12 protein-coding genes are annotated in these 12,389 nt (G+C 62.4%); 4 read left to right on the top strand and 8 right to left on the bottom strand.

Features of this window, described 5'->3' with window-relative positions; translation table 11 throughout:
• Window position 1: 1 nt before the first annotated feature.
• The 5 genes from V6M49_RS17060 to V6M49_RS17040 form a co-directional block, all read right to left on the bottom strand.
• Window positions 2–970, bottom strand: a complete 969-nt coding sequence (locus V6M49_RS17060; protein ID WP_332762246.1) for an aldo/keto reductase — start codon at window positions 968–970, stop codon at window positions 2–4.
• Between the two features lie 84 nt (window positions 971–1,054).
• Window positions 1,055–2,767, bottom strand: a complete 1,713-nt coding sequence (locus V6M49_RS17055; RefSeq protein ID WP_332762244.1) for a glycoside hydrolase family 13 protein — start codon at window positions 2,765–2,767, stop codon at window positions 1,055–1,057.
• Between the two features lie 53 nt (window positions 2,768–2,820).
• Window positions 2,821–3,705, bottom strand: a complete 885-nt coding sequence (locus V6M49_RS17050) for a carbohydrate ABC transporter permease (protein ID WP_141141257.1) — start codon at window positions 3,703–3,705, stop codon at window positions 2,821–2,823.
• Window positions 3,705–4,643: a carbohydrate ABC transporter permease gene (locus tag V6M49_RS17045; RefSeq protein WP_332762242.1), complete on the bottom strand. Its 939-nt coding sequence runs from the start codon at window positions 4,641–4,643 to the stop codon at window positions 3,705–3,707. Before V6M49_RS17045 ends, V6M49_RS17050 begins: the two co-directional genes overlap by 1 nt.
• A 26-nt stretch (window positions 4,644–4,669) precedes the next feature.
• Window positions 4,670–6,058: an ABC transporter substrate-binding protein gene (locus V6M49_RS17040; protein WP_332762240.1), complete on the bottom strand. Its 1,389-nt coding sequence runs from the start codon at window positions 6,056–6,058 to the stop codon at window positions 4,670–4,672.
• Window positions 6,059–6,189: 131 nt separating this feature from the next.
• Here V6M49_RS17040 and V6M49_RS17035 point away from each other — a divergent pair, with 131 nt between their 5' ends.
• Window positions 6,190–7,392: an ROK family protein gene (locus V6M49_RS17035; protein ID WP_332762238.1), complete on the top strand. Its 1,203-nt coding sequence runs from the start codon at window positions 6,190–6,192 to the stop codon at window positions 7,390–7,392.
• A 116-nt stretch (window positions 7,393–7,508) separates the two neighbouring features.
• Here the strand turns inward: V6M49_RS17035 and V6M49_RS17030 are convergent, their stop codons facing one another.
• Genes V6M49_RS17030 through yidC form a run of 3 tightly spaced genes read right to left on the bottom strand, consistent with a single transcriptional unit; the run spans window position 7,509 to window position 9,567 of the window.
• Complete coding sequence (locus V6M49_RS17030) at window positions 7,509–8,165, bottom strand: SDR family oxidoreductase (protein ID WP_141141259.1); 657 nt, start codon at window positions 8,163–8,165, stop codon at window positions 7,509–7,511.
• Between the two features lie 16 nt (window positions 8,166–8,181).
• The gene (locus tag V6M49_RS17025; protein ID WP_332762236.1) at window positions 8,182–8,739 is read right to left on the bottom strand and encodes a dihydrofolate reductase family protein; all 558 of its coding nucleotides are present in this window, start codon (window positions 8,737–8,739) and stop codon (window positions 8,182–8,184) included.
• 45 nt (window positions 8,740–8,784) lie between these two features.
• Window positions 8,785–9,567, bottom strand: a complete 783-nt coding sequence (gene yidC, locus V6M49_RS17020) for a membrane protein insertase YidC (protein WP_332762234.1) — start codon at window positions 9,565–9,567, stop codon at window positions 8,785–8,787.
• A 540-nt stretch (window positions 9,568–10,107) separates the two neighbouring features.
• On the opposite strand from yidC, the gene V6M49_RS17015 reads away from it, so the two are divergent.
• From V6M49_RS17015 to V6M49_RS17005, 3 genes are all read left to right on the top strand, one after another.
• Window positions 10,108–10,353, top strand: coding sequence for a hypothetical protein (locus tag V6M49_RS17015; RefSeq protein WP_141141262.1), 246 nt, complete (start codon window positions 10,108–10,110; stop codon window positions 10,351–10,353).
• A 74-nt stretch (window positions 10,354–10,427) separates the two neighbouring features.
• Complete coding sequence (locus V6M49_RS17010) at window positions 10,428–11,159, top strand: ABC transporter ATP-binding protein (protein ID WP_332762232.1); 732 nt, start codon at window positions 10,428–10,430, stop codon at window positions 11,157–11,159.
• Window positions 11,146–12,389 (top strand): hypothetical protein (locus V6M49_RS17005; protein ID WP_332762230.1); only part of this gene is annotated, 1,244 nt, incomplete at its 3' end. The genes V6M49_RS17010 and V6M49_RS17005, both read left to right, overlap by 14 nt.

Genomic DNA, 12,389 nt, shown 5'->3' with positions numbered 1-12,389 from the left:
CTCAGGGGAGGGTGCCGCCCCGCGCCGCAATCCACAGTCCGTACCAGTCGGCCCGGGTCATGGCCTCCGCCACGCGGGCGGCGTCCGCGCAGGCGGCGATTCTCGCCGGATTCACGGTCCCGATCACGGGCGCAATGCCGGCCGGATGCTTCATCAGCCACCCCAGGAGGACGGCCTCCCCCGTGGTGCCGTACTCACTGGCAAGCTCCGCAACCATCGCGGCCGCGGCAGTCTCCGCCGCCGTCGGGTTTTCCGGAGCTGCCCCCGTGTACAACCCCTGCGCCAGCGCGCCGTAAGCCTGCACGGTAACACCGTTGCTGCTGCAGTACTCCAGGGTCCCGTGCGGGAAGCTGTAGTCCACCGACTCCGGATGGTTCACCAGTACCTGGCTTTCCAGCCAGGCCCGCTTCAGCAGGCTCATCTCCAGCTGGTTGGCCACCACCGGCACCTCCAGCCGTTCCTGCAGCGCCTCGATCTGCGCGCCGGACATGTTGGACACCCCAAGCGCCCGCACCTTGCCGTCGGCCAGCAGTTGCCCGACGGCGGCCGCCACCTCCGCCAGGTCCGTCAGGGGATCCGGGCGGTGCAGCAGGAGGACGTCCACGTAATCCGTCTGCAGCCTCTTCAGGCTCCCGTCCACCCGCTCGAGGATGGATTCGCGGCTGAGGTCATAGTGCGTGGCCAGCCCGCGTTCGCGGAGCCGGATCCCGCACTTGGTCTGCAGCCGGATCCGGTCGCGCAGGCCTGGTGTTGCCGCGAGGACCTCGCCGAACACCGCCTCGGACTTGCCGCTGCGGTAGATGTCCGCGTGATCGAACAGCGTGATGCCGGCGTCCAGCGCGGCCTCGACGGCGGCGGCTGCCTCGTCCACATGCTGCACCTGATGCGGTTCGTCGGTCCAGCTGCCGCCCAGGCCCATGCAGCCGTAGATGAGTTCCTGCGCGGGGGATGGAACGGTGTGTTGGGTCATTGCTTCACCCTTTCATGAGCCGGGGCAGACGCACAGGTGGCGGGGCCCGGCCGGGTCCCGCCACCTGTTTGATCCTGGGTTATGTCAGCGCAGCCAGACGGTGCTGTTGGCGCCGAGTTTGCCGTCCACCAAAGGGGCGCTGCTGACCAGGACGGTCCCTGCCGGAAGGTCGACGGCGGTGTCCCCGAAGTTGGTCACGGACTGCCAGCTACCGGGGCGGCGGAAGTGCAGGACCTCCGGGTTTCCGGTCTCCACCCACTCCAGCTCCTCGCCGGCCTGCAGTTCGCGGCGCAGCTTCAGGGCGGTGCGGTACAGCTCCAGAGTGGAGTTTTCGGTGCCGTCCTGCGCCTCCACCGCATACTTGCTGAACCAGTCCGGCTGCGGCAGGTGCGCACCGCCGTCGCCAAAGCCGAAGGAGGTCCCTTCAACCTTCCAGGGCAGGGGCACCCGGCAGCCGTCACGGCCCACCTCAACGCCCCTGTTCCGGAAGAACGCGGGATCCTGGCGCTCGGAGTCCGGAATCTCCGCCACTTCCTGCAGGCCCAGTTCCTCGCCCTGGTACAGGTAGGCCGAGCCGGGCACAGCAAGCATCAGCAAGGTGGCGGCGCGGGCACGGCGCTCGCCAAGGTCCACGTCGAGTTCTTCCTTGGGTCCGCCAGCCAGCAGCCAGCCTTTCCCGTCCTGACCCTTGGCGTGCTTCTTGCCCTTGGACGCCTTGGGCAGGCCATAGCGCGTGGCATGCCGGACGACGTCGTGGTTGGAGAAAACCCAGGTGGAGGACGCGCCGGTCGCGGCGGCTTCGGCGAGGTTGCGGGTGATGATTTCGCGGAAATCCTCGGCATCGAAGTCGGCCTGCAGCAGGTCGAAGTTGAAGGCCTGGCCCAGGCCCTCCGGGCTGGCATAGCGGGCACGGCGGGTAGCGTGCACCCATGCTTCGGCGACGGCGGTGCGGGGCGGGTTGTACTCGTTGAAGACTTCGCGCCATTCGAGGTAGATGTCGTGGACGTCGTCCCGGTCCCAGAAGGGGTGCGAACCGTCGTCGAACCCGTCCGTCCCTGAGTTGGCCTCGGTCAGCTCCACCTTGGAGATGAGCGGCTCGGTGAGGTCCTTGGTGAGGGCATGGGCCACATCCACGCGGAAGCCGTCCACGCCGCGGTCGGACCAGAAGCGCAGGGTCTTGAGGAAGTCGTCGCGGACCTCGCGGCTGGCCCAGTTCAGGTCCGGCTGCTCCTTGGCGAAGATGTGCATGTACCACTGGCCGGGGGTGCCGTCCGGCTCGGTGATGCGCTCCCAGGCAGGGCCGCCGAAGACGGAGTCCCAGTCCGACGGCGGGAATTCGCCGTTGGCTCCTTTGCCGTCACGGAAGATGTAGCGCTCACGCGCGGCGGAACCCTTCGGCGCGGCGAGCGCCTCCTTGAACCATTCGTGCCGGTTCGAGGAGTGGTTGGGGACGATGTCGGCGATCAGCTTGATGCCGGCGGCGTGCAGCGCCTTGGCCATCTCGTCGAAGTCCGCCAGCGTGCCCAGCTTGGGGTCCACGTCGCGGTAGTCGTCCACATCGTAGCCGCCGTCGGCCAGGGCCGACGGATAGAAAGGGCTCAGCCACACGGCGTCGATCCCCAGCGCCTTCAGGTACGGGACCTTGGCCGTGATGCCCTTGATGTCACCCATGCCGTCACCGTTTGAATCGGCGAAGCTGCGCGGATAGATCTGGTAGACCGCGGCCTGGCGCCACCAGTTGGGATCGGCCAGACGATCGGAATCGGACAGGGTTGCCAGCGTGGCAGTGGTGGACAAAGGATGATCCTTTTCTCTTGTTTGGGTTGTTCTTGCTGGGTGGATAGGTCTGGCTATTTAACGGCCCCGCGCATGACTCCGGACAGTACCCAACGTTGGGCCAGGATGTAAACCACCAATGTGGGTGCCATGGCCATCAGGTAGGACGCGAACGCGAGGCTGTAGTCCGTATTGAATTCGCCCTGGAACAGCATCTGGACCACGGGGAGGGTCTGCAGGGCCGGGTCGGCGATCATCATCTGCGGCAGCAGGAAGTCGTTCCACGAGCCCAGGAAGGCGAAGATGCCCACCGTGGCGTTCATGGGGGCCAGCAGCGGGAAGATGATCTTGCGGAACACCTGCCACGTGGTGGCGCCGTCAATCCGGGCCGATTCCTCCAGCTCCACAGGTATGGACCGGACGAACGCGATGTACAGCAGCGCGTTGAACGAGATCCCGCCCAGCACGTGCAGGAAGACGACGCCGGCCGGGTTGTCCAGGCCGAGCAATGCCGTCTGCTTGATCAGCGGAAGGATGATCACCGGGAACGGAATGAACATGGCGGACAGAAGGTACACAAAGGAGCCGCGGAAGAACCGGTGGTTCCAGTTCCGCGCGATGGCGTAGGCAACCAGCGAACTGCAGGCCAGCGAGCCCAGGACGCTGAAGACGGTGACGAATGCCGTGGACATAAAGGCCCGGGGGAAGTTCGTGGCCACGTAGGCAGCGGCGAAGTTCTCCCAGTTCAGCGGGTTCGGCCAGGCAAGCCCTGTACCGGTGCCGATCTGGTCCGGTGACTTCAGCGCCATGGCCACGGTGAAGTACAGCGGCAGCAGGACAGTCAGCGAAGCCACCAGCATCAGGGCGGTGAGCCACCAGTTGATCTTGAAGCCTTCGCGGCTGGACGGGCGTTTTGTGAGGACGCGGGCGCTGCGCTGTGGAAGTAGTGATGCGGTCATTAGAGAGATACCCCCCGGCGCTGGATGAGGCGCAGCTGGATGACGGAGATCAGCAAAGTGATCAGGAAGTAGATGACCGCATTGGCCATCTGGTAGGAATAGTCGCCACCCGTGAAGCCGGAGAAGATGCGCATGGCCACTGACTGGGTTGCCATGCCGGGTCCGCCGCCGGTGAGGCCCACGATGATCTCGTAGGTCCCCAGGAATCCCTTGAACCCGAGGATCACATTGATGACCAGGTACCCGAGGATGAGGGGCAGTGTGAGGCTCAGGAACTGGCGGAAGCTGCCGGCACCATCCAGGTCCGCGGCTTCGTAGACCTCCGCCGGGACGCTCTGGAGCCCGGCGAGGAAGATGATGGTGGCTCCGGGCGCGGCCTGCCATACGGTGACAAGCACAATGGCCAGCCAGGCGAGGTTTTCGTTGGCCAGGATGCTGGTGGCAAGCGGCGTTAAGCCGAACCGTTCAGCGAGCACCGGCAGGGTGTTGGAGAACAGGTAGTTGAAGACAAACGACACCACCAGGGCTGAGAGCACCATGGGGATGAAGAACACGGTGCGGATGCCGGTTCGCCACTTGATTTTCGCATTCAGCCCAAGGGCGATCGCCAGGGCCACGATATTGACCACCACGGTGGTGGTCAGGGCAAAGACGAACGTGAAGATGTAGGACTGCAGGATTGCAGGGTCCTTGAAGATGTTGACGTAGTTGGACAGGCCGATGAACTTCCAGTCACCGTAGCCTGCGTAGTTGGTAAGGCTGAAGAACACACCAACCAGCGCTGGCAGGGTGATGAAGAAGGCGAAAAGTGCGAGGACCGGCACCACCATCCAGTAGTACGTGGGGTCGATCCGGCGCTTGGACCGGATGGCGGGCGCACGGGCGGGCTCGTTGTGCGCGGCCGTGGCTGTCTCGGCCGGCAGGGCAGTTGCGGTCATGGGGGCTCCTGGAATCGTAGTGGGCATCAGACCGCTGTCCGCTCGGCGACGCGGCGCCATTCGTCGTCGACCGTGGTCAGGAACTGTTCACCGTTCTTGTTGAAGACGAAGGACTGGATGTAGTTGTTCATGGGGACCGACGGCGGGAAGTACGTTCCGGCGCCCTGGTAGTAGCGGCCTTCGGCCACGTGGGCGGCAACACCGCGGAGATGGGGGTTGCTCACGAAAGGGGCGCCTATCAGCGGAGAGAACGCCGCGTTCTTCTCGTTGTACGTGTTGACCACGGACGGTTCCAGCAGGTAGTTGAGGAACCTCTCCGCAGCGGCCCTTTTCCGCGTGTTCCGGGTGATGGAGAGTGCCATGTCCACGTTGACGCGCACCTTGGTCTGGTCCGGGTCGTTGGTGACCGGCAGCGGAAAGGTGCCCAGCTTGATGTCCTTGTTGGCCTGAACCAGCTGGGAGAGCGCCCACGGCCCCTGCAGATACATGGCGGCCTGGCCCTTGCCGAAGGCGGCATTTCCGTCAGAGTAGTTCTTGCTGGCCGCCCCGTTCTGCGAGTAGGACGCAAGCTGCAGGATTTTTGGCAGCGAGGAGCGGTAGTGATTGCTGAATGACTCGGGGGCGGACTGCGGGATGTTGGCCCCCTTGGCCATCAGGTCCCGGAAGAATCCCCCGACGTCCAGCATTCCGCCGGTGACGTAGTCGAAGGCACCCTGGCGGAGGGTCCAGGCGTCCTTGAACGTCCCGTAGATCGGCGTGATGCCTGCTGCTTTGAAGGTCTCACACGCGGCGATGAAGGCGTCCCACGTGGTTGGAACAGCCACACCGTGGGCTGCGAAGATGTCCCGGTTGTAGATGACCCCGGCCGCAGCAATGGAGAACGGCAGGGCGCTGGTTTCGTTCCCCTTATATTGTCCCCACGAACTGATGAGGTCCTGGAACTTCGGATCGACAGTCTTGGCCACGGGAAGGCCGGACAGGTCTGCGAAGATTCCCTTCCGGACGAACTCAGCCGTTTCGGTCGCGAATCCCCGGGTCACGACGTCGGGCGGATCGTTGCGGACCAGGCCGGGGACGAAGTTGCCCTCATTGAAGTCCTGGATGACCCGGAGATCCGGGTTCAGGGCTTCGAAGTCCTTGATCACCTGGTTGAAGTAGCCCACCACCTCCGGCTTGTTCTGCATAAACCGCAGGGTGGTGACGCCAGCCTGCTGCCCTGCGCCGGCGGCGCAGCCGGTGAGGGGAAGGAAGGCGGCTGCTCCGGCCAGGCCGGCCGCCCGGAACAGCGAGCGCCTGCTGGGCAGTGTTGCGGGCACGGTGCCGCTCACAGGGCGGGAGCCGACGGACGGCAGGGAGAGGACTGTGGTGAAGGCGGGCAGTGCTTCGGGATGCGGTTCACTGTTGCTCCTTTGCAAAGGCTGAATGAAGGATTTTGAAGACCGGTGGCTCGGCGGCCGTCCGGCCCACCTGGCCAGGCATTGTTTATTTGGAATCTAAATTTAGTTTCTCAAGTATTATGTGGTGCAGAACACAGGGGGTCAACACCATGTCCGAAATTTCCGTCGCAACGCCCCAGTTGCTCAGGCGCGTGAGTGCCGGAGCCGTCCTGGATTTTCTGCGCGCGTCGCAGGCCGTAACGGTCACCGACGTTATGGAAGCCACCGGACTGACCCGGGCCACGGCCATCTCCGTGTGCGAGGACCTCATGCACCGAGGCTGGATCCGGGAGCTGGAAAACCAGCGGGCCTTCGGCGGCTACCAGAAAGGCCGGCCGGCACGGCGGTTCGAACTCAACGAACGCGCAGGCTACGTTCTGGGCATGGACGTGGGTGTCTCCAAGGCCACCGTGGTGGTGTCCGACCTTCGCGGAAAGGCCCTCGGCAGGTCCAGCCAGCCCTTCGCGGAAGCAGACATCCCGGCCGAGGAACGCATCGCCGTCATTGACCGCACCGCCATGATGGCCCTCCACAGCGTGGGAGCCTCCCCCGATTCCGTTCTGGCGGTCTGCGCCGGCATTGCGGCGCCGGTGGACCGGAACGGCGAGGTGCTGGTGACGCAGCACTTCTGGGGACTGTTCGACGTCGGCCTGAAGGCCGCCCTGCGGGACCGGCGGGGCTGGGCGGTGCTGCTGGAAAACGATGCGAACCTGGCCGCCCTGGGCGACCGCTGGCGGGGCGCCGCTGCCGGCGTGGACGACGTCGTGGTCATCCTCGCGAGTGAGCGCCTCGGGTCGGGCGTGATCGACGGCGGACGGCTGCTGCACGGCCGCGGCGGAGGCGCCGGCGAGCTTGCCTTCCTCGACATGCTGGAGGGAGTGGGAGACACCTACGGAATAGCGTCCCTGGCCAGGAGATGGGCCGCAGAGGCGCTTGCGGGCAAGGCCAAGACGTCGCTCCGGGATCACGCCGCCAAAGGCGCGGAAGCAGAGCACGTCTTCGCGGCCGCCGCGGACGGCGACGCCGTGGCGCTGAAGATCCTTGAACGGCTGGCCGACAGGATGGCCCGGATCATCGGGGCCGTCGCCACCATGATCAACCCCGAACTCGTGGTCATTGGCGGGGCCGTGGCGAACTCCGCCGGCGTGCTGCTCGAGCCGATCGCCAGGCACCTGACCAAGTACACCGCCACTCCCCCGCGGGTGGCGGTCTCGCCCTTGGGAGATTCAATCGTGACCGTGGGAGCCGTGCGGTGCGCCCTCGACTACGTGGAAAAGAACACCCTGGACCTGGAGCTCGCGGTTCCGGAGTAGGCTTCGTGCTCCAACGGCGCGAAGGGACATTTGAGGCCCGGAGCCGCATCGGTTCCAGGGGCCTCAGCTGTCCCTTCGCGCTGTGTTATTCCAGCGTCGCGGCCGGTGCCTCTCGGCTACGGCTGCGGCTCCAGGGCGGCGGCAATCGGGAGTGTGCCGTCACGGAATTCGATGGTCCGCCCCGCCGTTTCGGGCAGGTCAAGCACCGCGGCGGCCACACTGGCCGTGTTGCTGCGGGAGGTTGCCCGGCTGCCGTCCGTTCCGGGGTCCACTTCGATGAGTCCTGTTCCCGGCTGGTCCGTCAGCGTCCCCGGACCCAGGATGGTCCAGGCCAGTGAGGTGCCGCGCAGGTACTCATCCGCCGCTGCTTTGGCGTCCGCGTAGGCAAAGAAGCTGTTCTCGGCCGGGACGCCATGGTCCGGCCCCGCGCCCAGGTAGGACACCATCACATAACGCCCGACGCCGGCCTCCGCCGCCGCGTCCATCGACCGGATGGCCGCGTCACGGTCCACCGCATAGGTGCGTTCCGGGCTTCCTCCCCCGGCCCCGGCGGACCAGACCACGGCGTCATGGCCCCTGAGGGCGTCGGCGATTGCCGCCGTCGTCGAATTTTCAACGTCCAGGACCGACGGCGTGGCGCCGGTAGCCGCGACGTCTGCGGCATGGTCCGGGTTGCGGATGATCGACGTGACCCTGTGACCTTCGGTTGTAAGAAGCGTGGACAGGTGGAGGGCCACTTTGCCGTGGCCGCCAATGATAACGATGCTGGTCATGCCCCCATTCTGCCCCTTATGCCTGTGTGCGGTAGCGGAGGTAGACCACGCCGTTTCCAAAGGTGTGCTCTTCGAGGAGTTCCAGCCGCAGGCCCTGCCCGTCCGGCAGGAAGCGAAGGCCTCCTCCCACGGCCACCGGATTGAGGAACACGCGGCATTCCTCCACCAGCCCGGCCCGGAGCGCGGCAGCGGCCAGCGTGGGGCCACTGATGCTGATGTGCGCGTCCGTGGCGTTCTTGAGGTCCCGGACGGCGTCGGGAACAAAGGTCCGCTCGATCCTGGTTTTGGCCGTGGATGCGGCGGTGAGGGTGGTGGAGTAGACAACCTTGTCCGCTCCTTGCCAGATCCGCGCGAAGTCCCGGATGTAGTCCGGCTGATCGGGGGTATCGAAGGTTTCCCACGCAGACATGACCTGGTACATGCGGCGGCCGAAAAGGTAGGTGCCCACATCGCGTTCGAGATCATTGACGAACGTATGGACTTCCTCGTCCGGCTCGCTCCAGCTGAAGTTGCCGTCGCGGTCCGCGACGTAGCCGTCCAGGGACATGATGCCTGAGTAGATGAGCTGGCCCATCCGCCCATTGTGCCGCCGTCGGCAGTGGATGGGTAGGCGCACCCTTCATTTGATGGTGAACTGCTGCGCCATGGTCCAGAGGTTGGTGGTGGTCCAGTAGATCAGGACGCCGATCGGGAAGAGTACGCCGCCCACACCGAAGACGAACGGCAAGATGTACATGATCACCTTCTGCTGGCGCGCGAGGGGATTGTCTGCGGCATCGTCAGGCACGGTCCGGGCCACGATGCGTCGTTGCGTGATGAACTGTGCGGCCGTCATGGCCAGGATCATCAGGATGGTCAGCACTGCGACCGCCGCGGGGTCGCCACCGCTGCCGTGCAGTACGGACGCTGACAGCGGGGCGCCGAAAATGCTTGATTCGTCGAACTGCACAGCCTGTTCGTGGGTCATCGCTCCGATGCCGTGGGCTTCCCTGGCTGCGGCTGGGATGCCGGAGAGTACTTGGAAGAGCGCGAAGAAGAACGGCACCTGGATGAGCATCGGCAGGCAGGCGGACAGCGGGTTGGTCCCGTGTTCCTTGTAGAGGGCCATCTGTTCCTGGGCCATGGCCTGCCGGGACAGCTGATCGGTCTTGCCCTTGTACTTTTCTTGCAGCCTCTTCAGGTCCGGCTGCAGGAGCCGCATCCGGCGCTGGGCGCTGACCTGCTGCAGGAACACCGGAATCAGGGCGGCACGGATGATCAGCACCAGGCCGATGATGGACACAGTCCACGTCCAGCCGCTTGCCGCAGGCATGCCCATGCTGCTCAGGACGTCATGGATTCCGACCATGACGGCGGATACAAGCCAATTGAACGGACCCATGATGGTTCCGAAGAAGTCCACTACAATCCCCCATCGCCACGTGCAGCAAAGCTACGGCGAAAAGGAGCACTTGTCACGGCCTCGCGCCGCCGCAAACCCACGGTCCTGGTGGGTTTTTGGGATCGGAACTGTTCGCGGCCTCCGGGACTTGGGCGCGTCCCTGAACTGTGGACACGCGTCTACGCGTACCAGCGTTGTCAGGACGACGACCTGCGGCCTCCCACCGAATGTCAGAGCATCGGGATAGAGGTCAGAGATTTCCGACCGCCTGAGGCCTGTTGTGCCGGCGAAAGGATCAGAAGTCTGTACACGTCATGGGCTACGTCCGCGTACCGTCCACCATTTGCAGCTTGTTCGGCGAATGCCGGGAGCTGTGCAACCGTCCGCGCGGCGGGATTCCTGATGGGCTTGAAACTAGGGAAAGCCCTCTATGTCGTTCAGTAAACCATTACTCCATCGTTTTGATTAACTCATCGACACTAGCTACGCTCATGCGGGGGTGCCGGTTAAAGGAGGGAATAAACTTTCCGCCGGCTCGCTCAAATAAGGGGGAAAATCTAAATGGGAACAGCACTTCAGCTCATGATTCCTGGGGGAGCCGTTATTGAAGCAGACATCAAACGTCGCTTTGACGAATCACTTGTTCGGTTTGATGCCTGGTACCTCGTGGCAGTTGCCATCTTGATTGTGGTCGGAGGCGCTGTGCTGCTTGGCATGGCTGCGTGGTGTGTCATCTTCCAGAATAAGCGCTTCAGCGGCCGGTTCTACTTCAATAATGGCTTTGAGGTCTTCATGGAGTGTGTGTAACTAGTTAGGTACTAGGGGAGCCTGTGGAGGTCTGCTTGGCAGGCTCCCCTTCACTTGGGAATTAAGGCAAATTTGTGAAGACTTTACTCGACGTTAGCAAGGTTTCATTTTCGTACGGATCCGGGCCGATCGTCCTGTTCGAAACAGACTTAGTCGTTGGCGAGGGCCAGATTGTTGGACTCGTAGGTCCCAATGGCTCGGGGAAATCAACGTTGATCAATTTAATTTTTGATAACTACCAACTTAAGCGGGGACGAATCCAGCTGTCCGGGCAGGATCACCAGCAGTTGGATGCGAAGAAGTCAGCTATTTACCTGCCCAGCGAAGACTTTCTTCCTGACTTTCTCACCGGACGCGAGTACTACCGGGCAGTCGAGCAAATGTATGGAACGTCCGAGGTCAGTGCTGATGAGGTCAGCGCTGTATTCCAAGCGTTAGGCATGGACGGACGGGAGGAGCACCTGATCGAAGACTACTCACACGGAATGAGGAAGAAGGTGCAATTCCTAGCCGCATTCCTGCTGGATCGACCCCTAACGGTCATCGATGAGACCTTCAACGGGATCGACCTGGACGCACAGCGCTATTGCGCGCGGCGCCTTGCTGAAATGAGAGAACGCGGCAGGGGTGTTTTGCTGTGCACGCACGACTTTTCAATACTCGAGGAGCTTGCCGACGATGTTGTTGTGATGAAGAAAGCGCTGATATTGGATCGGATTTCCATTGAGGAGCTGCAAAAAGAGGGGACAACGCTCAAGTCATGGGTTGATGAGATGCTGTTCGGAAGTGAGCATGAAAGCGTCTAATACCCTCCTGCTTGTTCGCCTGCTGACGACGTACATGCGTCGGCGTGTCCTTTCACATGGCCTCTTGCGGGATTCATTTTTCAGGCTGGGCACTGCGGCTGCTGCAATCCTCACACTGGCAGCTCTAACCCTGTTTGCTTTCCTCTTCCTGTGGCCGGTGGTGGGCAACGCAGGCACTCTGGAGTTTCTCGTCCGCATAGCGAGCATTTCAACGGTCAATTGGACCATCCTCGCCTTCCTCTTCGTTCGAGTCCTTTTCGGTCGGTCGTCTGACATGATGGCTTTCACATGGCAGCTTCCTTTGACGAACCGGCAGCGGTCGGCTGCCTTGACAACGTTTGAAGCGCTTATAATTCTCGGAATCATCGGACTCGTATTCGTCCCTGCCAGTATCGCGGTAGTCATTCTGACCGGATTTACAGGGTTAATCTTCATTCTAGAAGGTATTGCATTTCCTGCGGTATGTGCTTTCAGTGTGCTTCTGATCATAAACAACCTTGTTATGAGGATCCTGAACGCTCTAAAACTGTCTCGCATTGCGACTCTTGTTAGCTTGGTCGTATGCGCCACGTTGTTGGGAACGTTCGCTGCAATAACGCAGACACTCGCGAATGTTATGTCCGTCGATTTTCTAGAGCAGCGCCCTGGCTATCACTTCACCGACAGCTTCGTTACTTTGGGTAGGACCTACGGAGACTTTGCGGCTGTCATTGCCTTTTTCGTTATAGCTATTTCGACCGGGATTATCGCTTGGCTAACAATCCCAGACTCATATACGACGGGACGGAAGTTCTTTGGAATCAACTTCCGTCATACATGGACGTCCACAGAACTTGGCTGGTACGTCCTGGTATGGATTCGGCGGGCGGATACATGGTTGGCAATAGTGGGGACGTATGCCGTTGCGGCAGTACTGTTAGTGCAAGCACCTAATAACCTTGTATATTCAGTTGGTATCCTGACTACCCAGGCTCTCTATCATTTTTCTGCAACTCGGTCACTCAGGCGCCTTCCTGGAACCTCAGGATCGGCGGGTCGAACGCTGCTCCTTCTGCTAAGTTCTCAGGTGATTGGCTTGGCCGTAGTATCGCTGCCAATTGTGGCAGTCGCCATTTTGACTGGCACTACTCTAATGCAGATTCTGCTTACGTTGGGTTCATGCATCAGCGGTGTAATCTTGCTAAATCTCCTCGGAATATTGTTTCCGCAGGACCGCGACAACCCTTTTTC

This window comes from Pseudarthrobacter sp. (assembly GCF_036675385.1).
Lineage (GTDB): Bacteria > Actinomycetota > Actinomycetes > Actinomycetales > Micrococcaceae > Arthrobacter.
Note: the sequence above shows the minus strand (reverse complement) of the source record. Positions and strands in the feature narration are given on the sequence as shown.